The sequence below is a fragment of the Pseudophaeobacter sp. genome, assembly GCF_039971195.1.
GTDB lineage: Bacteria > Pseudomonadota > Alphaproteobacteria > Rhodobacterales > Rhodobacteraceae > Pseudophaeobacter.
Window position 1 is genome coordinate 1 of sequence record NZ_JBDWPJ010000206.1, and the last position, 19,782, is coordinate 19,782.

The following is a 19,782-nucleotide window of genomic DNA, read 5'->3' on the forward strand; positions in this document are numbered from 1 at the left end:
GTTGGGCATGTCGACAATGCGAGCAAGCCCTGTGGCGAACCGGTCATATCCTTCGAAGAAACCAACGTCCCGTGGCAGGTCTTCATCAATCGTCGTTTGGACACAACGCGCCAAGAAGGTGGCCTGTTCCATTGCATCGAAGTACCGGTAGTGATGCGCCGTCTCCCCGATAATTTCTACGTTTCCTTTCGGATCAGCAATCCAATCAATGAATGGGAAAAGCGGACCAGAATAGGCTCACAGAACCCGGTTGAACGCCTCTATATTCTTTAGGATCACCGCACTGATAGGGAACACGACCCCAGGAGGATTGAAGCCGGCGCGGGCCAACACGTGATGGAACAGGTACCTGTGCAGTCTGCCATTTCCGTCGACATAGGGGGGAATGAAGACGAAACCAAATGCCAGCACCGCCGCCGTCAGGATTGGATGCTGATGCCGCTCAAAGGATATCTCATCGCAATCGATCAGACCTTTCATCAGGCTGTCGAGGTCTTCCCATCGTGCGCTGATGTGCGATGGGATTGGCTCCATCTTGTTGCGATCACGGCCCCCGCTGCCTTCCTGATGCCAAGCCGTACAAACCTGGCGTCTCCGATCACGATCTGCTGGAGGCGGTTAAGTTCGTCGACAAATAGATCATGCTGCCCGGCTTCTCCGATAGCCTGTCCCCATCGGCCCCCCTGGGCGGGGGTTGGTTTTTCGTTCTCAATGGCAAATGATGCCTTGCTGTCATCCAGGAGCATGAATGCCGCAGCCCGGCGCATCAGGTCTTCAGGAACCCTGCCAGCCGCAGCTTTAGCTTCATCCATCAGTTTTCTAACTTCAAGCAGCTGAAACAGTTCAGGTATCCTCCGGACGATCGGACAGAAATCAGGTGTACCGGGCAGGTTGCATTGATTTTGTGACGCGGAGAATTCTCTGCAATGAAGCCGGTATAATGCAGTTCCTCATCATGAATACTGACATACTTGACCTTGCCAAGATCAGGTGGATCCAGCTGTGAACCTGTCATCCATTCATAGATGAACCACAGGCGCCGGGAAAACGTGCCGGTTACATGGTGCTGGACCATCTCGGTGATCTCTTTTGCAGGGACAACCTGAAAAAGGCGGTCCAGGACACTTGGATTGATGCCTTCCTACCGGAACGCTAGTTGAAGATGATTGATCAGGTTGTCATCGGGCTGTTGGCGTGATCGCAGCATGATCCAGTCTTCAGTGGAAACCGGGCTGTGCCGGTCAGCAATGGCCATCAGAAGCGGAGGCATGGGGATTTGAAGCTTGTAGGTGTCGACGACCCAAGCATAGCCGGCCGGGTTACCTGGTTCTGGTAATCTTCGACCATGAAAGTGGATTATCACCGTACAACCACCTCACTTCAATCCGCATTTCGCACAATGCTATCACCAAAACCGTACAAAATAATCACCCTACGTACTATTCCTTCACTGAGTAAGGATCTTTGCACATTTGGTCACCGCGAGGCTGGAAATCTGGATCCGTACATTTCCTTCACCCAGCACACAAAATCATCACCAACAGGGAAATTTCGCACAAACCTGTGTCCTTCAACAGCGCCCACCGCAGGTTTCGGCGAGCCACAACAGCGACTGGATTGGCTGATCACCCATCGCAACAGCCGCGAAACTGACATCCTGTCCAATCTCAACCAAGCCCCAGCCAGCCCCGCAGAACTGGCCCGGACGATCTATACAGAAACCCCTGAGGCGCTTTTGCCAGCGGCTGAGCACAATGTCTTTGCCCATCTGGTGGATCTGGCAGGCCGAGGCAAAGTCGCGCCATTGGGACGGCTTTGTGAGACCGCCCAATTCCAGACCCTGAAGTGATGAGATATTTTTTAGATTCTATGCGCGTTTCCCTCTGGACCTCTCCAATTGTGCTCGCTATATCGCTCGGACCGTTCCGGCGTAGCTCAGCGGTAGAGCAGTTGACTGTTAATCAATTGGTCGTAGGTTCGATCCCTACCGCCGGAGCCATAAAAAGCCACCAAGCTCATCAGCTTGGTGGCTTTTTTGACTTCAGGAGAACTGCAGAGGTTTAAACCCGCTCCTTAGTGGTCAGCAGGATTGCTTCATCGCCTGGCCTACTGCTCTTCTCCAACAGAGACCTTTCCTTGTAGCAGATTGCCAATCCGAGCTTCCCCACTTTAAGACTCAGAGGTAGCGCCCGAGGCATTAGGGGAGTTGCTAAACTTGGGGGTAGGCGACGATGCTAAACGGACACAGTCGAGCCAGCCTCAAAATATCTCGCTTTACGGGAAAGGCGGCCTGCGCTTAAAAAGCGCGATACCGGACGCAGATGTCCCAGTCGTAACGTCAAACAGGAGGGTACCATATGATCAGCATCACAACATCCCCTTCAGGGCGCATCACAGCCTAAGTTCGCAAACCGACTTACTGTGATCTCTTTGGCCAATTGGCCTATCCAAAATTTACGAACATGGGACCATTTTTACATGGGCAATCCTGATATGGATGGCCGTTTGTCTGCATCGCAGGCAGGCGCTGCCATCACAAAATTCTATTCTCCCGACGCTTGGATCGATGGCCGTGCGGAGGATCAACTCAAAGACCTTGCCACCTGGGCTGGTGTCACTCAGATCGCGGCTTTTCCCGACTTGCATCCGGGAAAATATGGCCCTGTGGGCTGTGCAGTACTGGCAGATCGTGTTTTTCCGCAGTTAATCGGCAACGATATTGGCTGCGGTATGTCCTTGTTTCAACTCGACCTACCCCTGAGAAAGCTCAAACTGGAAAAGGCCGTCCGCCGAATGAGAGTTCTGGGCGAACCGACCAATTCACCACGAAGCGAGCAACTGGACGACGCAGGGCTTCCCACGGATCTCTTTGCAAGCGCCTTGGGCACAATCGGCGGCGGCAACCATTTTTGCGAGGTTCAAAGCCTGGTTGACCCACTGGTGCCTTGCGATCTGGATCCTCAGCTGACCTATCTGCTGATCCATTCCGGATCGCGGGGACTGGGGGAGGCCAGCTTGAGAGCCTTACCATCTGCGGCCTTTTGCGGCCTGAGGCCAGACAGCCTTGAAGCCAAGAACTACCTGTCGGATCACGACAAGGCCGTTCGCTGGGCCAGCCTCAACCGGCAGATCATCGCAGAACGGGCGGCAGAAGCCCTGAGGGCTGATCTTCGGCTGATTACAGATGTGCCGCACAACGTTTTGACCGCAACACCCAATGGTTGGCTGCATCGCAAAGGCGCCGCTGTAGCAGCAGATCTGGTGCCCGTCGCGGGGTCCAGAGCGACCTCGAGCTATCTCGTGCGGCCTTGCACCCCCGATGCGGCCTTGACCTCCCTCGCCCATGGCGCAGGACGCCGATATGATCGCTCTTCCATGCATGGGCGTGTCAGCGGCAAACGGTCTGACCTGACAGCCATGCAACGAACGCCCTTTGGCGGCCACGTAATCTGCGAAGACCGGGATCTGCTCATCGAGGAGGCACCACAGGCCTATAAATCGGCAAAAAACGTGGTGTCAGATCTCGAGGCCAAGAGTGTGGCAGAGCGCATTGCAACGTTGAACCCCTTGTTGACCTTCAAGAAGACCCGCAAGGAGGCCCTGCGATGACAAGCGAAACACATGTCGCCTTGCTGGTTACCGCAGGCGAAGGTCCTGCGGAGTGCAACCAAGCTGTGGGACATATCCTTCACTGCATGCAGCAGGAGGCCGATCACTGCGGTCTTGATCTGTCCATACACCGCAGTGAAGGGCAACAGGGCCCAAAATCTTCGGTAGTTCTGGTTCATGGTGCGGCGCATATGGTTTTTGCCAAGTCCTGGATCGGCACGATCCAGTGGCGAATGCAAAGCCAGCTGCGTCGACATCACAAACGCTGCAACTGGTTCGTTGGGGTCTTTGCCTTAGCACAGATCCGCTCAACTGCTGGTCCTATTCGACAGGACGAAGTCGCCTTCTCGACCCTACGGGCTGGTGGCCCCGGCGGGCAACACCAGAACACCACCGACAGCGCCGTGCGGGCCACGCACAGCCCAACTGGCCTCACGGTGGTTGTCCGCGAGGCGAGATCCCAGCATCGCAACAAGGCCCTGGCCCTGGCCCGGCTTCAAAGCCTGTCGGATGCGCAGACCTTGGCGGATCAGGAGGCGCAAAGGAGCCAGCAGAATGGGCTGCACCGCGCCTTGGAACGTGGCAATCCACTGCGGGTCTTTGATGGGGCCCGCTTCAAGGAGGACCTAAAGGCGCGGTCCAGGTAACGCCCGAACGGAAAGTAGGTCCTGTTCGGGCCTTGGCCCCGCATTGCAAAACGAGATCCTTCAAAAGAGAGAGGCGGAGGGGGATATCCCCTCCGCCTCTCTTGTGTTGTCACTGCAAGCCAAGGCTGTTCCTGACTAAAGCGCCAGGCTTGGCAAGTAGAGAACAATGGCCGGGAAGGCCACCAGCAGGGCAATTGTGACCCCATCGGCAATGAAGAAAGGCATCACGCCACGGAACACATCCTGCACACTCAGATCATCGCGCACGCCCGCCACAACAAAGCAGTTGAGGCCAATCGGCGGGGTGATCAGGCAGAACTCGGCCATCTTGACCACCAGGATACCAAACCAGATCGCACACATTGGCCCCGACATGCCAAAGGCACTGTCCGCCGCAGCAACCGCTTCACCGCCATTCAGCGCCATGACGGCCGGATAGACCACTGGCAGGGTCAACAACAGCATGCCAATGGCATCCATGAACATCCCCAAAACAGCATAGGCCAGCAGGATACAGACCAGGATCACCATGGGCGACATCTCGAGACTGGTGATCCAATCGGAGAAGGCCCCCGGCAGATCGGCAAAGCCCAGGAACCGCACATAGATCAGCACGCCCCAGATGATGGTGAAAATCATCACCGTGAGCTTGGCTGTCTCCAAAAGTGCGGATTTGAACTCGCCCCAGCGCATGCCGCGCCACAGTGCCATGCAAAAGACCACAAAGGCCCCCAGCGCACCGCCCTCGGTCGGGGTGCCCCAGGCATCGCCACCAAAGGGGTTGTAGACAAAGCAGATGATGATCACGACGACAAAGATGATCGGCAGGGCGCCGGGCAGCGATTCAAAGCGCTGGCGCCAGGTGAAGCCGCGCACCGGTGGGCCGACGTTTTTGAACACCACGGCAATACCGATGATCAAAAGCACATAGACCACGGCGCTAAAGGCGCCGGGAATGAAGCCCGCCAACAACAGCTTGCCCACATCCTGTTCCACAATGATCGCATAGATCACCAGAATGGCCGATGGCGGGATCAGCGAGGCGAGCGTACCCGCCGCTGCAACCACACCGGCGGCAAAGCGTTTATTGTAGCCAATCTCCAGCATCTCGGGAATGGCGATCCGGGCAAAAACGGCCGAGGTCGCCACCGAAGCACCGGAGACAGCTGCAAAGCCTGCCGTGGCAAAAACGGTCGAAACCGCAAGCCCGCCCGGCACCCAGGCGATCCAGCGCTTGGCGGCTTCAAACAGGGCGCGGGTGAGGCCCGCGTAATAGGCAAGGTAGCCGATCAGAATGAAGGTAGGGATCAGGCTCAGCGCTTGAGAGGAGACCTTGGAATGCGGTACCTGCCCGGCGATTTTGACCGAGACGGTGACGGCCTTGCCAAATTTATCAGGGCTGTAGCCGAATTTGGCCCAGAAGATCCAGATAAGCCCGACCAGACCGGCAAGGCCAGCGGCAAAGGCTACCCGCATACCGACAACAACCAAAACCAGCATAAAGCCAGTGACCCAAAGGCCAATATCAATTGGTTCCATGCCCGTTACCCCTGCCCGTTTATGGCGTCATCATCGTGACCGCTCAATTGTTCTGCTTCGGCTGCGGCCTGTTCCGCCGCATCCTGGATCAAGGGCACCGCAACCGGCGCCTGTAGCCCCAGTACCATTGCCCGGCCATAGCCCCAGGCCTGCAGCATCAAACGCAGGCAGAGCACCGAAAAAGCCACCGGAGCCAGCAATTTGGCGGGCCAGATCGGCAACCCAATGTCGATGGAACTGTCGCGGCTCCACAGCGGGGCCGCAAAATCAAAGGATCGGGTAAAATGCGACCAGCTGCCCCAGACCAGTGCCAGCATCAGCACAAGGATGAGCAACACCGAGATCAGCTCGAACAGCCACAGAGCGCGACCCCGTAGCGAGCCGAGGACGATATCCATGCGAATATGGCTGCCATCGCGCTGCACATAGGCGATCCCCATAAAGGCAATCAGCGGCATCGCCTGCTCGATCCAATCGACATAGCCAGGCAAGGGCGCATTCATCGTGTTGCGACCACCGACCGAGACAACCGCCAGCAGCATGAGAGAGAAGACTGCCAGACCACTGAGCAGGGCAAGGACCTGCTCCAGCTTAAGCAATTTGCGGTCAAGACGGCTGATCAGGCTGCCATCTTCCAGCACCGCGGCGTTTCCCGCCATGGGGCCCACCTTTCGTTACAGAGTTCCGGGAATAAGAAACGGGGCCGAGAGTGAACTCTCGGCCCCGATCCGTCAGGCGCGCGGCTTAGTTGCCTGCGCGGGTGTCGTTGAGGGTCTTCATCACCAGGTCATAAAGCTCCTGGCCAGGAATGCCCTGCGCCTCCATGTCCTTGATCCACTGCTCGCGGATCGGGTCTGCGGCCGTGGCGCGGAAGGCCGCCAGTTCGGCCTCGGGCAGCATGACCTTGGTCACGCCTTTTTCTTCCAACACGCTGTCCCATTTGTCGAGCAGCGCGCCGTAGTTGGCCAGGTAGTGATCAATGGCCTCATCCACCGAGCTGTCCAGCGCCGCGCGCTCGGAATCGCTCAGCGCGTCATAGGCGTCTGTGTTGACCACAACCGGGCAGTTCACAGTGCCGGGGTTCAGGTTGGCGGTCCACCACTCAGCGCGGTTGATGGTGCCAAAGGCCAGATGCGCGTGCTGCGCAAAGGCAACCGTGTCCACAACGCCGCTTTCCATGGCGTTATAGGCCTCGGTCGCGGTCACGGATGTTGGCACAGCGCCCACAGCCGAAAAGGCCTTGCCAATCCCACCAGTGGCACGGACCCGCATGTCTTTGAACTCGGCAACCGCATCGCGGGGCTCACCGGTGCCAACAATGTTGTACTGCGGCATGGGCGAGGTCATCAGCAGCTTGGCATTCCAGCGCGCCAGATCCTTTTGTGCCGCTTCGTGGCCATAGACCGCATGGCTGACGGCCACTTCTTCTTCCAGCGTGTTCACGCCAAGGAAGGGCAGTTCCAGCACGGTGATAGAAGGGTTTTTGTCGCGGTGATAGCCGGCACAGAACTGAGCCATTTCAAAGGCACCGATGGAGATCCCATCGAGGTTCTCTTTGTTTTTGGACAGACCACCATAGCTGATGTTCAGGGTGAATTCGCCATTGGTCTTGGCGCTGACCAGTTCAGCCAGTTTCTCCACGTGCTCGGTAAAGGCGCGGCGCTTGCCCCAGACCGAAACATTCCATTCCGTCGCAGCGGCCTCACCTACAAGCGCAAAACCAGCGGCAGCCGTCACAGCGGCAGTCAAAATCGTCTTCATACATTCTTCTCCCTTGTTGCGCCTGTCCTCCTCCACCTGGCCCAGAGGGCGACAGACCGGCAGGCGCTTGGGCGTAGGCTAACGGCAACACATCCAGCTGCCAAGCCCAGAGCAGAAAGGAAATGGCCAGTTTTCCCCTTTGGATCAAAGTTCCGCAGAGCGCCAAGGGCCCGGTGCCTAAAATCCGTTCACTGCCACTTTTCTGGGCGCAAGATAGTTGCGCGAAACGGCCTTCATTTTACCGCAAACACACCTGGCAGGCACAAAATGCCGCAGGTGAAAACTAGACCTCAGAAGGCTTTTTCCCATTTGGCACTCGGATTTGAGACCAGTTTACAAAATTGACCCCTTGGGTTCGTTGACTCCTAATCCACATACTTTCAAAGGTTTTTGTTTACAGATTGGTAACAAATTTTCAAATTTGACAGATCCAGGGAAATTCATTTACAGGCAAATCGTTATTTTACCGTATCTTATTCACTTATTTTCCACTCACCCTATGATCAGCGGTAGGGAAGGAAACGGTTTGACAGTCACGCCTCGCAGCTGTGGCGTCGAACCGACGTATTATAGGGAGGAGAATAGCATGACACAGCAGCCCGAAGGTCAGGCCCACGCGCCATCCGCGGAAACCGTTGCCCGTGCCCACGTCGACAACGCCAAATATGAGGAGATGTATGCCGCCTCGCTAAAAGATCCGGAGACCTTCTGGGGAGAGCACGGCAAGCGCATCGACTGGATCAAGCCCTTTACCACGGTGAAGGATGTGAACTACAACTTTGGCGAAGTCTCGATCAACTGGTTCTCTGACGGCACCTTGAATGTCTCGGCCAATTGCATTGACCGCCACCTAGAGACTCGTGGCGATCAGACCGCGATCATCTTCGAACCAGATGATCCAAACGAGGCCGCGCAGAACATCACCTACAAAGAACTGCATCGCCGCACCTGCCGTATGGCCAATATCCTGGAAACCATGGGGGTGCGCAAAGGCGACCGGGTTGTGATCTATCTGCCGATGATCCCCGAAGCCGCCTATGCGATGCTGGCCTGTGCCCGTATCGGTGCCATTCACTCCATCGTGTTTGCCGGTTTCAGCCCCGATGCCCTGTCGGCGCGGGTTAATGGATCGGATGCCAAGGTGGTGATCACCGCCGACGAGGCCCCGCGCGGCGGCCGCAAGACACCGCTGAAATCCAACGCCGATGCCGCCCTGCTGCACTGCAAGGACACAGTGAAATGTCTGGTGGTCAAGCGCACCGGTGGCCAGACCACCTGGATTGACGGGCGCGACTACGACTACAACGAGATGGCGCTGGAGGCGAATGACTACTGCAAACCCGCCGAGATGAACGCCGAAGATCCGCTCTTTGTGCTTTATACATCTGGCTCTACCGGTCAGCCAAAGGGCGTTGTGCATACTTCCGGCGGCTATCTCGCCTATGCGGCGATGACCCACGAGATCACCTTTGACTACCACGATGGCGATATCTACTGGTGTACGGCGGATGTAGGCTGGGTCACTGGCCACAGCTATATTGTCTATGGCCCGCTGGCCAATGGCGCCACCACGCTGATGTTTGAAGGCGTGCCGACCTACCCCGATGCCAGCCGGTTCTGGCAGGTTTGTGAAAAGCACAAGGTAAATCAGTTCTATACCGCCCCCACCGCGCTGCGCGCCCTCATGGGTCAGGGCAATGAATGGGTCGAGAAATGCGATCTGTCCTCGCTGCGCCTGCTGGGCACCGTGGGGGAGCCGATCAACCCTGAAGCCTGGAACTGGTACAGCGATGTTGTCGGGGGCGGCCGTTGCCCCATCGTTGACACCTGGTGGCAGACCGAGACCGGCGGCCATCTGATGACCCCCCTGCCCGGCGCCCATGCCACCAAACCCGGCTCGGCGATGAAGCCCTTCTTTGGCATTGAACCCGTTGTTCTGGATCCACAATCCGGCGAAGAGATCACCGGCAACGGGGTTGAGGGCGTGCTTTGCATCAAGGACAGCTGGCCCGGCCAGATGCGCACCGTCTGGGGTGACCACGAGCGCTTCCAGCAGACCTATTTCTCCGATTACAAAGGCTACTACTTCACTGGCGACGGCTGCCGCCGCGATGAAGACGGTGACTATTGGATCACTGGCCGCGTCGATGACGTGATCAATGTCTCCGGCCACCGGATGGGCACCGCCGAGGTCGAAAGCGCCCTAGTCGCGCATGCTGCCGTCGCCGAGGCCGCCGTGGTAGGCTACCCGCATGACATCAAGGGCCAAGGCATCTATTGCTATGTCACCCTGATGAATGACCGCGAGCCGTCGGATGAGCTGCTGAAAGAGCTGCGCACCTGGGTACGGACCGAGATCGGCCCCATTGCCACCCCGGATGTGATCCAATGGTCCCCCGGCCTGCCCAAGACCCGCTCGGGCAAGATCATGCGCCGCATTCTGCGCAAGATTGCCGAAAACGACTTTGGCTCCCTGGGCGATACGTCAACCCTGGCGGATCCTTCCGTTGTGGATGATCTGATCGCCAACCGGGCAGACAAGGGGTAAGCGCGCATGACAAGTGATGTAATGACCCGCCCCGCAGTTTTGATCCTTCTCGGCCCACCCGGCGCCGGGAAGGGCACCCAGGCCCGTGTTCTGGAAGAGAAGTTTGGCCTGGTCCAGCTCTCGACCGGGGATCTGCTGCGCGCCGCCGTTGCTGCGGGCACCGCGGCCGGCAAGGCCGCCAAGGCCGTGATGGAAGCTGGTGGTCTGGTCTCGGATGAGATCGTCATCAATATCCTGCGCGACCGTCTGGCAGAGCCCGACTGTGCCAAGGGGGTCATCCTGGATGGTTTCCCCCGCACCACAGTGCAGGCCGAAGCGCTGGATGTTTTGCTGGCGGAGACCGGTCAAAAGATCGACGCCGCCATCAGCCTGGAAGTGGATGACAGCGAAATGGTCACCCGCGTGGCCGGTCGCTACACCTGCGGCGGCTGCGGTGAAGGTTACCACGACAGCTTCAAACAGCCCGCCCTGGCTGGCACCTGTGACAAATGCGGCAGCACAAACATGACCCGCCGCGCCGATGACAATGCCGAAACCGTGGCCAGCCGTCTGGCCGCCTATCACGAACAGACCGCCCCATTGATTGCTTACTACAGCAGCAAAGGCGCGCTGAAAAAGATTGATGCCATGGGAGAGATCAAGGCGATTTCAGGCGGGCTTGCCGCTATCGTCTCCGAGATCACCGCCTAGGGCTCAGGAATTTCCAGGGGCCCCGCCTGCTCAGCCGGGCCCCAGCAAATACACGGAAACACCCCGCTTTCGTTTTTGACCTCTGGTCAGGAACCAGGCGGAGCTATGTCCGGGTCACTGCAACTGCGCAGCCCCCGAACAAAGCCGAGCATCTGCCTGATTGACCCCCCAATCAGGTCCTGGAGGAAGAAGGAGAAGCCGCGATGGCGGATCAAAAAACAAACGCTGCACAGTCAGCCGAGGCCGATAAGGGCTATTGGCAGGCCAATGTGCGGATCATTCTTGTCAGCCTGGTGATCTGGGCTGTCGTGTCCTTTGGCTTTGGCATTCTGCTGCGTCCGATGCTTTCGGGTATCGCGGTTGGCGGCACCGATCTGGGCTTTTGGTTTGCCCAGCAGGGATCGATCCTGGTCTTTCTGGGGCTGATCTTTTTCTACGCCTTCCGGATGAACAAGCTGGACCGCGAATTCGGCGTCGAGGAGGAGTAGACAATGGATCAGTTTACCATCAACCTGCTGTTTGTGGGCGCGTCTTTTGCGCTCTATATCGGCATCGCGATCTGGGCCCGCGCCGGTTCCACATCGGAATTCTACGCCGCCGGCCGCGGTATTCACCCCGTCACCAACGGTATGGCCACGGCGGCAGACTGGATGTCGGCGGCCTCCTTCATCTCGATGGCGGGTCTCATTGCCTTTACCGGCTATGACAACTCGTCCTTCCTGATGGGCTGGACCGGCGGCTACGTGCTGCTTGCCCTTCTGTTGGCGCCTTACCTGCGCAAGTTTGGAAAATACACCGTATCCGAATTCATCGGTGATCGTTTCTACAGCCCCACCGCGCGTATCGTGGCGGTGATCTGTCTGATCGTGGCTTCCACCACCTATGTGATCGGTCAGATGACCGGCGTGGGCGTGGCCTTTGGCCGCTTCCTCGAAGTCTCCAACACCGCCGGTCTGCTGATCGGTGCCTGTGTGGTTTTTGCCTATGCTGTGTTTGGCGGCATGAAGGGTGTGACTTATACGCAGGTTGCCCAGTATGTTGTTCTGATCATGGCCTATACCATTCCGGCCATCTTCATCTCGTTGCAGCTCACTGGCAATCCGATCCCTGCCTTGGGTCTGTTTGGCGATCACGTCGCCTCGGGTGAGCCACTGCTGCAAAAACTGGACGCCATTGTCGCCGAGCTTGGCTTCAAGGAATACACTGCCCATCACGCCGATACCCTCAACATGGTGCTCTTCACCTTGTCGCTGATGATCGGTACTGCCGGTCTGCCCCACGTCATCATGCGTTTCTTCACCGTTCCACGCGTTGCTGATGCACGTTGGTCGGCGGGTTGGGCGCTGGTGTTCATTGCACTTCTGTATCTCACCGCCCCTGCGGTTGGTGCCATGGCGCGTCTGAACATCACCGATATGATGTGGCCAAATGGAACCAACGGCGAAGCAGTTTCTGTTGAGCAGATCGAAAACGATGCCCGCTATGACTGGATGGCCACCTGGGAAAAAACCGGACTTCTGGCCTGGGAAGACAAGAATGGCGACGGCCATATTCAGTATTACAACGACAAGAACGAGGATATGCAGGCCAAAGCGGCTGAAAAGGGCTGGGAAGGCAATGAGCTGACCAAGTTCAACCGCGACATCCTGGTTCTGGCCAACCCAGAAATCGCCAACCTGCCCGGTTGGGTGATTGGCCTGGTGGCAGCTGGTGGTCTGGCAGCGGCGCTGTCCACGGCGGCTGGTCTGTTGCTGGCGATCTCTTCGGCGGTATCGCATGACCTGATCAAGGGGTCGATCAACCCGCAGATTTCAGAAAAAGGTGAGCTTTTGTCGGCGCGGATTGCCATGGCTGTGGCCATTGCGGTTGCGACCTATCTTGGCCTCAACCCTCCCGGCTTTGCGGCGCAGACTGTGGCGCTGGCCTTTGGTCTGGCGGCAGCCTCAATCTTCCCGGCGCTGATGATGGGGATCTTCTCCAAGAAGATCAATAACACCGGTGCCGTGGCAGGGATGCTGGCGGGTCTGGGTGTCACCCTGATCTACATCTTCCTGCACAAAGGCTGGCTGTTCATTCCGGGCACCAACTCCTTTACCGATGCGGATCCACTGCTGGGCACCATCAAATCGACCTCCTTTGGTGCCATTGGTGCGGCGGTCAACTTTGCTGTCGCCTATATTGTGGCCGGCATGACCAAGGAGACCCCACAGGAGATCAAGGATCTGGTCGAAAGCGTGCGTATTCCACGTGGCGCTGGCGCGGCTCAGGATCACTAATCCCCCACTGGACGGGCCTCTCCCTCAGGGCTAACCCCCTTAAGGTCCGTCCTTTTTTATCCTCCTGCCCGCCCGGGTTCTTGCCTGGGCGGGCAGCCTCATTCTCCCGATTTGCCTCTTGAAACAGGTGCTTTGATGCCAATTTCCGAAACCGACCTGATCCGTTTCCTCTCCTCTGTTCATCCCTATGACAGTCTGGAGCAAAGCGTGTTGCGCGATCTGGCTCCAAAATTTCAGCTGCTGTCGATTCCCCCCGGTGCTGCCGTTTATGAGCTGGGCGAAGATCTGGCCGGCCTCTATCTGGTGCATCACGGCGAGGTTGAAGTTGTTGATGACAACGGAATGGCGATCTCCATTCTGGGGCCGCGCAATTCCTTTGGCGAACGGGGGCTGACCCGCGGTGGCCGGGCTGTCACCTCGGCCAAGGCCACAACCGAGACCGTGTTGCTGCTGCTGCCGCGCTCCGATTTTGACACCCTGATGCAATCCGAACCCTCCGTCTCCCGCTTCTTTGACCGTCGACGCCCCGAGGCTCCGGTCCAGAACGGGCTCACCACCACCCGCGCCGAAAGCTTTATGGCGGCACCCCCTGTAACCTGCTCCCCGGGGCTTACCTGTCAGGGCGCGGCGCAGCTGATGCGCGAGCATCGTATCTCCTGTATCTGCATCAGCGATGGCGACAGCTTGCTTGGCATCCTGACCACCCGTGATCTGACGGAAAAACTGCTGGCCGAGGGGCTGCCTTTTTCCACCCCGGTGTCGCAGATCATGACCAAATCGCCCCGCACCCTGCCCCCGTCGGCGATTGGGTCTGACGTGCTGCACGCGATGATGGAACATCATATCGGCCATATCCCGGTGGTGCAGAATGGCCAGCTCAAGGGCATCATTACCCAGACCGATCTCACCCGGTTTCAGGCGGTCTCTTCGGCCGAGCTGGTTTCCAGCATTGCCCGCGCCAAGAGTGCTGCGGAAATGGCCAAGGTTGCGGCCGAAACTCCTCGCCTGCTGGTGCAGCTGGTGGCGGGTGGCAACCGCCACGAGGTGGTCACCCGGCTGATCACCGATATCGCGGATACCGTCACGCGCCGCTTGCTGAAACTGGCGGAGGAAACCCTGGGGCCGGCACCGGTGCCCTATCTCTGGCTCGCCTGTGGCAGTCAGGGCCGCCAGGAACAGACCGGCGTTTCCGATCAGGACAATTGCCTGATTCTGTCAGAAGAGGCCCTGCCGGAACAAGACGCTTATTTTGCCGCCCTGGCCAGGTTTGTCTGTGACGGGCTGAACACCTGCGGCTATGTCTATTGCCCCGGCGATATGATGGCGACCAATGCCCGCTGGCGGCAGCCTCTGCCGGTCTGGCGCGACTATTTTGGCGGCTGGATCACCAAACCCGGTCCCGAGGCGCAGATGCTGGCCTCGGTGATGTTTGACCTGCGCCCCATAGGAGGTGATGCTTCCCTCTTTGAAGGCTTGCAAGCCCAGGTGCTGGCCTCTGCCTGTGCCAATTCGATCTTTGTGGCTCATATGACCTCCAACGCGTTGAAACACACGCCGCCCCTGGGATTGCTGCGGGGCTTTGCCACCATCCGATCAGGCGAGCATCGCAACACCCTGGACATGAAACACAATGGCGTGGTTCCGGTGACCGATCTGGGACGGATCTATGCGCTGCAGGCGAAGATCCCGGCGGTCAATACCCGCGCCCGGCTAGAGGCCGGCGCGAGCGCCGGCGCGATCAGCCCCAGTGGCGCGCGCGATCTTTTGGATGCCTATGATCTGATTGCCCAGACCCGGCTGGAACATCAGGCGGATCTGGTTCGTCAGGGCCAGGCACCGGACAACTATTTGGCGCCCTCTGATTTGTCCGACTTTGAGCGAAGTCATCTCCGCGATGCCTTTGTTGTGGTAAAAACCATGCAATCAGCGCTGGGGCACGGTAAGGGCATGTTGGGATAGGGCTGTAGCTGGAGGACAGCTGGGAGCCTCCGGCGGGAATATTTTTTGGAAAGATGATATGGGCCTGCTGGGGCAACCGGGCGGGCAAATGTGAGGAAATGGGATGTTTCTGGAACTGATCGCAGTGATTTTTGCCGGTATCGCGGTTGCGGGTGTGATGATGCTGGTCAACAGCGCCACCGGTGGCCGCTTGCCGCGCTGGTTGGCTCCGGTGGCGGCGGGGCTGGCTATGATCGGGGTGACTGTCTCTTCGGAATATGGCTGGTACAGCCGTACCTTGGCAGGCTTGCCCGAGGGGCTGGTGGTGGCCGAAACCGTGGAAACCCAGAGTTTTTACCGGCCCTGGACCTATGTGGTCCCTTTGACGGAGCGGTTTGTCGCAGTAGACCGTGCCACCCTGCGCAGCCATCCTGACAAGCCAGAGATATTTCTGGCCGAGGTTTTCTTTTTTGGTCGCTGGGCCCCGATCAGCCAGCTCAGCACCGTGGCGGATTGCGCCACCTGGCGTCGGGCTGCAGTTGAAGCCGAGACCACGTTTGCGGAAGACGGCGGGATTTCTGGGGTAAACTGGGTCTCGCCGCCGCCAGAAGACTCTGTTTTGACAACCACCTGCGGAGGATGACCCATGTTGACCCATCTGAGCCTGCGCCTGCGGATTTTTCTGTTCTTTTGCCTCTTGGGCTTTGGCGCCATCGCGGTTAGTTTTGGCAGCCTTTGGCTGAGCTATCAGCGCGCAGATGATCCGGCGCTGCTGGATCCCTTTCTTTTTGCTGGGCTGTTGGGTGCTTTTGCCATTCTCGGGCTTTGTGCCGGGATCTGGCTGATGTTTGACGAGAATGTCGCCAAACCAATCGAGGTGCTGGCCTCGGAAATGCGGCTGCGCGCCCATGGCGGGGTATCGCGTGGCATTGATGCAAAAACCGCGCGGTACCTGGGCGACCTGGCTCCGGCTGCCGCTGGCCTGGCTGGACAACTGGGTGAAACCACCTTGGCCAGCGCCAAAGGCATTGCAGAACAAACCGCCCGCCTGGAAGGCGAAAAGCAGCGGTTGACTGCCCTGTTGAGCGAGATCCCGGTGGCAACCGTGATGCTGGGACCGGACCATCGCATTGTGCTTTATGATGCGCAGGCGGCGGCGGTTCTGGCGCAGATCGCCCATCCGCGGCTCAATGCCCGGATCACAGATTACCTCCATAGAACAGCGCTAGAAGCCGCTCATGGCCAGATGATCAAGATCGGCAAGGAGGTTCAGGCAGAGGTTCCCGGGCGGGACATGAACCAAACCTATACCCTGCGGCTCAAACCCTTGGGCCAGGGGGAAGGCTATATCCTGATCTTTGACGCAGCCACTACCGCTATGACGCCAGAGACTGAACGCCCTCTGGTCTATGATTTTGATCTGTTGGATCAGCCGCTGCAGGAGATTGGCGACCGGCCGCTCAGTGAGCTGTGTTTTACGGTGTTTGACACCGAGACAACCGGGCTTTTGCCGCATAAGGACGAGATCGTGCAAATCGGCGCTCTGCGGGTGCTGAATGGCCGCCTGGTTGAAGGCGAGGCCTTTGACACGCTGGTGGACCCGGAACGGCCGATCCCGGAAGCCTCCACCCTGGTGCATGGGGTCAGCAATGCCATGGTGCAGGGTGCGCCAAAGATCACTCAGGCTGCTGCAGAGTTTCACCTTTTTGCCACCGATGCGGTGATTGTCGCCCATAACGCGCCTTTTGACATGGCGTTTTTGCGCCGCCACGCCAAGGCCAGTGGCGTCGCCTGGGACCATCCAATTCTGGATACGGTATTGCTGAGCGCGGTGCTGTTTGGCGACTCGGTGCCCCATACGCTGGACGCCCTGTGTGATCGCTTGGATATCACTATCCCGCCTGCCCTGCGTCATACCGCCCTGGGTGATGCCCATGCCACCGCCTGCGCCCTGGTTCAGATGATCCCGATGCTGCAGGCGCGCGGCTTTGGCAGCCTGCGCGCAGTCATCGAACAAACCCGTCGCCACGGGCGGCTGCTGGAAGACCTGAACCCGGTGGACAATCACGGCGGCACATGGCAGGCATTCGAAAAGACCTGAAGCGAGGCGCGCGATGCCACAAACCAGTTTTACTCCCGGGGCGGAAACCAGCCGGGACTATCGGGATGCCCTGGGCTGTTTTGCCACCGGGGTTACCGTTGTGACCACCCTGACAGAGCAAGGCCCTCTGGCGATTACCGTCAACAGCTTCACCTCGGTCTCGATGGATCCGCCGCTGCTGCTCTGGTGTCCGGATCGCGGCTCCCCGCGCCATGACAGATTTGTCGCGGCCCAGCGTTTCTCGATCCATGTTCTGGCCGAGGATCAGTTTGATCTGGCGCAGCATTTTGCCCTGAACGGAGAAGGCTTTACGGCGGACAACTGGAGCCTGAGTGAGGCCGGCACTCCCGTCCTGCCGGGCGCAATCGCCCGCTTTGACTGCCAGCACTTTGACCACCATCCCGCTGGCGACCACAGTATCATTCTGGGCCGGGTGACCCGGGTCACCACCCGCCCCGGCAAGGGGTTGATCTTCAAACGTGGTCAATACGGCGGCTTCCTCGAGCAGAGCTGAACCAGTAGCCCGCCAGCCTTCTTCAGCCCATAGAAAAACCCGCCAAACCAAATGGTTCAGCGGGTTTCTTATTGCCCCCACCGCGATCTGCGAGGGGCGGTTTTTGGCTTACTTCAGAGCCGCGTCAGTGATCATATGTGTCCAGGCACCTTCAGGCTTGGCAGTGATCACCGGCGAAGACCCCCCTTCGAGCAGGGTCTGCACTGTGCGCTCATAATCCGCTGGGTCCAACGCACCATTGCTGCCCGCAGTGAGCTTGGCCACTTCACGCATCATACGCTGCTGGTGGACTTCGGTCTGGGCACCGGATGCATCGTTTTCAAGGATGATCTCGGCCGCCTCATCAGGATTGGCCTCGGCGTATTTCCAACCCTTCATCGAGGCACGCACAAAGCGCTCCATCTTGGAGACGAACTCCGGATCTTCCAGATTCTCTTCCAGCACATAAAGACCATCTTCCAGTGTAGCGACGCCCTGGTCTTCGTATTTGAAGGTTATCAACTCATCCGCGGAAACGCCGGAATCGATGACCTGCCAGTATTCATTATAGGTCATGGTCGAAATACAATCGGCCTGACGCTGCAGCAGCGGATCGACGTTAAAGCCCTGCTTCAAAACTTCGACACCCATTTCGCCCTTGGCTTCGGTGGAGATCCCCAGCTTGCTCATCCAGCTCATGAAGGGAAATTCATTGCCAAAGAACCAAACACCCAAGGTGCGGTTGGACAGATCTTCGGGCGCCGCAATACCAGTGTCATTCCAGCAGGTCAGCTGCATGCCAGAGCTTTTGTAAGGCTGGGCAATATTGACCAGAGGCAGGCCCTTTTCACGTGCTGCCAAGGCCGCAGGCATCCACTCGACGGTGACATCGGCGCCACCGCCTGCAATCACCTGGGTCGGCGCAATGTCCGGACCACCTGGCAGGATGGTGACGTTCAGGTCTTCTTCGCTGTAAAAGCCTTTGTCCAGTGCCACGTAGTAGCCAGCGAACTGTGCCTGTGTCACCCATTTCAGCTGCAGCTTCACGTCATCGGCAGCCTGGGCTGCACCGACAGAGGCAAGCGCCAGACCGGCGGCTGTCAAAATGTGTTTCATGAGATCGTTCTCCCGTTGGTTATGGTGAAAGCTAGCGCGAATTTGACCCTTCGATCAAATATTTTTGTTAAGTTTTTGTTAGGCATTCTGCCTCTTCGCGCAGCAAATGAGCGTTTCTTGCGGGTCAGTGACTGTTTTTTCCCCACTCACAAAGACCCCAGCCAGAGCGCCCCTCTGGCAAATCCGCCGCGCAGTTGCGCACGCACGGCGGACTGTTCTTTTACCCACGTTGCGAGGGGTGCCAAAAGGTCAGGCTTTTCTCAAGAAGTGCAATTGCCCCATAGAACAAAGACCCGGCAAGCGCCGCCATGACAATCTCGGCCCAGACCATATCCAGCGCCAGTTGTCCAACGCTGGTGGAGATCCGAAAACCCATGCCGACGGTGGGCGAGCCAAAGAATTCAGCCACAATCGCGCCCACCAGGGCCAGGGTGGTTGAGATCTTCAAGCCATTGAAGATGAAAGGCAAAGCCGCAGGCAGACGCAGCTTGAAAAAGCTTTGCCAATAGCTCGCGGCATAGGTCTGCATCAGATCCCGCTGCATAGCAGAGGTCTCGCGCAGTCCGGCAACGGTATTCACCAGCATAGGAAAGAACACCATGACCACCACAACAGCCGCCTTGGACTGCCAGTCAAAGCCGAACCACATCACCAGGATTGGTGCCGTACCCACAATTGGCAGCGCGGCGACAAAATTGCCAACCGGCAGCAAACCGCGGCGCAGGAAATCACTGCGATCCACCGCCACCGCCATCAGCAGTGCCGCACCGCAGCCCATGACATAGCCAGAGAGCGCGCCCTTCAAAAAGGTCTGGGTCAGGTCCTTCCAAAGGATCGGCAAAGAGCCTGCAAACCGCTCGGCAATCAGGCTTGGTGGCGGCAGGATCACCATGGAAACGTCAAGGCCTCGTACCATCAACTCCCAAACCAGAACCACCGTGACGCCAAAGATGACGGGCACCAGCAGTTTGACGGCGGGTGTGTTTGCCTGCACCCCATGCGCCAGGCGATAGTTCATCCCCCAGCCCAGAAACCAGACAAACCCCGCAAGCAAAACCAATGTC

20 protein-coding genes and 1 tRNA gene are annotated in these 19,782 nt (G+C 58.3%); 13 read left to right on the top strand and 8 right to left on the bottom strand.

Annotated elements, in window-relative coordinates; genetic code table 11:
* Positions 1-273, top strand: a 273-nt coding sequence (locus ABJP42_RS17715; RefSeq protein WP_348342738.1) for a hypothetical protein, incomplete at its 5' end; no start/stop codon positions are given.
* Here the strand turns inward: ABJP42_RS17715 and ABJP42_RS17720 are convergent.
* From ABJP42_RS17720 to ABJP42_RS17730, 3 genes are read right to left on the bottom strand one after another with little or no spacing between them, the layout of a single operon-like run.
* On the bottom strand, positions 238-534 hold the full coding sequence (locus ABJP42_RS17720) for a Fic family protein (RefSeq protein ID WP_348342740.1): 297 nt from the start codon (positions 532-534) through the stop codon (positions 238-240). The genes ABJP42_RS17715 and ABJP42_RS17720 overlap by 36 nt on opposite strands.
* Positions 480-812 carry a hypothetical protein gene (locus ABJP42_RS17725; protein ID WP_348342775.1) on the bottom strand — a complete coding sequence of 111 codons (333 nt, stop codon included), beginning with the start codon at positions 810-812 and terminating at the stop codon, positions 480-482. The genes ABJP42_RS17720 and ABJP42_RS17725 overlap by 55 nt, the downstream gene beginning before the upstream one ends.
* Positions 812-1,075: a hypothetical protein gene (locus ABJP42_RS17730; protein ID WP_348342742.1), complete on the bottom strand. Its 264-nt coding sequence runs from the start codon at positions 1,073-1,075 to the stop codon at positions 812-814. The genes ABJP42_RS17725 and ABJP42_RS17730 overlap by 1 nt, the downstream gene beginning before the upstream one ends.
* Positions 1,076-1,399: 324 nt before the next feature.
* Between ABJP42_RS17730 and ABJP42_RS17735 the strand changes: the two genes are divergently transcribed.
* From ABJP42_RS17735 to prfH, 4 genes are all read left to right on the top strand, one after another.
* Positions 1,400-1,849 (top strand): hypothetical protein, encoded by a 450-nt coding sequence (locus tag ABJP42_RS17735; protein ID WP_348342744.1) that lies wholly within the window; start codon positions 1,400-1,402, stop codon positions 1,847-1,849.
* Positions 1,850-1,924: 75 nt separating this feature from the next.
* A tRNA-Asn gene (locus tag ABJP42_RS17740) sits at positions 1,925-1,999 on the top strand.
* A 479-nt stretch (positions 2,000-2,478) separates the two neighbouring features.
* On the top strand, positions 2,479-3,609 hold the full coding sequence (locus ABJP42_RS17745) for an RNA ligase RtcB family protein (protein WP_348342746.1): 1,131 nt from the start codon (positions 2,479-2,481) through the stop codon (positions 3,607-3,609).
* The gene (gene prfH / locus ABJP42_RS17750; protein ID WP_348342748.1) at positions 3,606-4,256 is read left to right on the top strand and encodes a peptide chain release factor H; all 651 of its coding nucleotides are present in this window, start codon (positions 3,606-3,608) and stop codon (positions 4,254-4,256) included. Before ABJP42_RS17745 ends, prfH begins: the two co-directional genes overlap by 4 nt.
* A 135-nt stretch (positions 4,257-4,391) precedes the next feature.
* On the opposite strand, the gene ABJP42_RS17755 is transcribed toward prfH, so the two are convergent.
* From ABJP42_RS17755 to ABJP42_RS17765, 3 genes are all read right to left on the bottom strand, one after another.
* Positions 4,392-5,795: a TRAP transporter large permease gene (locus ABJP42_RS17755; RefSeq protein ID WP_348342750.1), complete on the bottom strand. Its 1,404-nt coding sequence runs from the start codon at positions 5,793-5,795 to the stop codon at positions 4,392-4,394.
* A gap of 5 nt (positions 5,796-5,800) precedes the next feature.
* Positions 5,801-6,454, bottom strand: coding sequence for a TRAP transporter small permease subunit (locus tag ABJP42_RS17760; RefSeq protein WP_348342752.1), 654 nt, complete (start codon positions 6,452-6,454; stop codon positions 5,801-5,803).
* A gap of 85 nt (positions 6,455-6,539) precedes the next feature.
* Positions 6,540-7,556 carry a C4-dicarboxylate TRAP transporter substrate-binding protein gene (locus tag ABJP42_RS17765; RefSeq protein ID WP_348342754.1) on the bottom strand — a complete coding sequence of 339 codons (1,017 nt, stop codon included), beginning with the start codon at positions 7,554-7,556 and terminating at the stop codon, positions 6,540-6,542.
* Positions 7,557-8,142: 586 nt separating this feature from the next.
* Between ABJP42_RS17765 and acs the strand changes: the two genes are divergently transcribed.
* The 8 genes from acs to ABJP42_RS17805 all read left to right on the top strand — a co-directional run bounded on the left by acs (position 8,143) and on the right by ABJP42_RS17805 (position 17,623).
* Positions 8,143-10,104 carry an acetate--CoA ligase gene (acs, locus tag ABJP42_RS17770; RefSeq protein ID WP_348342756.1) on the top strand — a complete coding sequence of 654 codons (1,962 nt, stop codon included), beginning with the start codon at positions 8,143-8,145 and terminating at the stop codon, positions 10,102-10,104.
* A 6-nt stretch (positions 10,105-10,110) separates the two neighbouring features.
* Complete coding sequence (locus ABJP42_RS17775; protein ID WP_348342758.1) at positions 10,111-10,794, top strand: adenylate kinase; 684 nt, start codon at positions 10,111-10,113, stop codon at positions 10,792-10,794.
* Between the two features lie 203 nt (positions 10,795-10,997).
* On the top strand, positions 10,998-11,282 hold the full coding sequence (locus tag ABJP42_RS17780; protein WP_348342760.1) for a DUF4212 domain-containing protein: 285 nt from the start codon (positions 10,998-11,000) through the stop codon (positions 11,280-11,282).
* 3 nt (positions 11,283-11,285) lie between these two features.
* Entirely contained in the window at positions 11,286-13,070 is a 1,785-nt protein-coding gene (locus ABJP42_RS17785; protein ID WP_348342762.1) for a sodium:solute symporter family protein, read from the top strand.
* Positions 13,071-13,205: 135 nt separating this feature from the next.
* Complete coding sequence (locus ABJP42_RS17790) at positions 13,206-15,029, top strand: putative nucleotidyltransferase substrate binding domain-containing protein (RefSeq protein WP_348342764.1); 1,824 nt, start codon at positions 13,206-13,208, stop codon at positions 15,027-15,029.
* Between the two features lie 103 nt (positions 15,030-15,132).
* Complete coding sequence (locus tag ABJP42_RS17795) at positions 15,133-15,651, top strand: hypothetical protein (protein WP_348342766.1); 519 nt, start codon at positions 15,133-15,135, stop codon at positions 15,649-15,651.
* A 3-nt stretch (positions 15,652-15,654) separates the two neighbouring features.
* Positions 15,655-17,109, top strand: a complete 1,455-nt coding sequence (locus ABJP42_RS17800; protein ID WP_348342768.1) for a 3'-5' exonuclease — start codon at positions 15,655-15,657, stop codon at positions 17,107-17,109.
* 13 nt (positions 17,110-17,122) lie between these two features.
* Positions 17,123-17,623 carry a flavin reductase family protein gene (locus ABJP42_RS17805; protein WP_348342770.1) on the top strand — a complete coding sequence of 167 codons (501 nt, stop codon included), beginning with the start codon at positions 17,123-17,125 and terminating at the stop codon, positions 17,621-17,623.
* A 108-nt stretch (positions 17,624-17,731) separates the two neighbouring features.
* Here ABJP42_RS17805 and ABJP42_RS17810 read toward each other — a convergent pair whose 3' ends face one another.
* Both ABJP42_RS17810 and ABJP42_RS17815 read right to left on the bottom strand, forming a co-directional pair.
* A complete protein-coding gene (locus tag ABJP42_RS17810) occupies positions 17,732-18,718 on the bottom strand; it encodes an ABC transporter substrate-binding protein (RefSeq protein ID WP_348342771.1) in 987 nt (328 codons plus the stop codon).
* A gap of 220 nt (positions 18,719-18,938) precedes the next feature.
* On the bottom strand, positions 18,939-19,778 hold the full coding sequence (locus ABJP42_RS17815) for an ABC transporter permease (RefSeq protein WP_348342773.1): 840 nt from the start codon (positions 19,776-19,778) through the stop codon (positions 18,939-18,941).
* Positions 19,779-19,782: the final 4 nt, after the last annotated feature.

What these genes read in the sequence shown, in the direction of transcription:
- ABJP42_RS17720 (WP_348342740.1), bottom strand. Translation starts at nt 534, where the DNA reads ATGGAGCCAATCCCATCGCACATCAGCGCACGATGGGAAGACCTCGAC.
- ABJP42_RS17725 (WP_348342775.1), bottom strand. Translation starts at nt 812, where the DNA reads ATGGATGAAGCTAAAGCTGCGGCTGGCAGGGTTCCTGAAGACCTGATG.
- ABJP42_RS17730 (WP_348342742.1), bottom strand. Translation starts at nt 1,075, where the DNA reads ATGGTCCAGCACCATGTAACCGGCACGTTTTCCCGGCGCCTGTGGTTC.
- ABJP42_RS17735 (WP_348342744.1), top strand. Translation starts at nt 1,400, where the DNA reads ATGCTATCACCAAAACCGTACAAAATAATCACCCTACGTACTATTCCT.
- ABJP42_RS17745 (WP_348342746.1), top strand. Translation starts at nt 2,479, where the DNA reads ATGGGCAATCCTGATATGGATGGCCGTTTGTCTGCATCGCAGGCAGGC.
- prfH (WP_348342748.1), top strand. Translation starts at nt 3,606, where the DNA reads ATGACAAGCGAAACACATGTCGCCTTGCTGGTTACCGCAGGCGAAGGT.
- ABJP42_RS17755 (WP_348342750.1), bottom strand. Translation starts at nt 5,795, where the DNA reads ATGGAACCAATTGATATTGGCCTTTGGGTCACTGGCTTTATGCTGGTT.
- ABJP42_RS17760 (WP_348342752.1), bottom strand. Translation starts at nt 6,454, where the DNA reads ATGGCGGGAAACGCCGCGGTGCTGGAAGATGGCAGCCTGATCAGCCGT.
- ABJP42_RS17765 (WP_348342754.1), bottom strand. Translation starts at nt 7,556, where the DNA reads ATGAAGACGATTTTGACTGCCGCTGTGACGGCTGCCGCTGGTTTTGCG.
- acs (WP_348342756.1), top strand. Translation starts at nt 8,143, where the DNA reads ATGACACAGCAGCCCGAAGGTCAGGCCCACGCGCCATCCGCGGAAACC.
- ABJP42_RS17775 (WP_348342758.1), top strand. Translation starts at nt 10,111, where the DNA reads ATGACAAGTGATGTAATGACCCGCCCCGCAGTTTTGATCCTTCTCGGC.
- ABJP42_RS17780 (WP_348342760.1), top strand. Translation starts at nt 10,998, where the DNA reads ATGGCGGATCAAAAAACAAACGCTGCACAGTCAGCCGAGGCCGATAAG.
- ABJP42_RS17785 (WP_348342762.1), top strand. Translation starts at nt 11,286, where the DNA reads ATGGATCAGTTTACCATCAACCTGCTGTTTGTGGGCGCGTCTTTTGCG.
- ABJP42_RS17790 (WP_348342764.1), top strand. Translation starts at nt 13,206, where the DNA reads ATGCCAATTTCCGAAACCGACCTGATCCGTTTCCTCTCCTCTGTTCAT.
- ABJP42_RS17795 (WP_348342766.1), top strand. Translation starts at nt 15,133, where the DNA reads ATGTTTCTGGAACTGATCGCAGTGATTTTTGCCGGTATCGCGGTTGCG.
- ABJP42_RS17800 (WP_348342768.1), top strand. Translation starts at nt 15,655, where the DNA reads ATGTTGACCCATCTGAGCCTGCGCCTGCGGATTTTTCTGTTCTTTTGC.
- ABJP42_RS17805 (WP_348342770.1), top strand. Translation starts at nt 17,123, where the DNA reads ATGCCACAAACCAGTTTTACTCCCGGGGCGGAAACCAGCCGGGACTAT.
- ABJP42_RS17810 (WP_348342771.1), bottom strand. Translation starts at nt 18,718, where the DNA reads ATGAAACACATTTTGACAGCCGCCGGTCTGGCGCTTGCCTCTGTCGGT.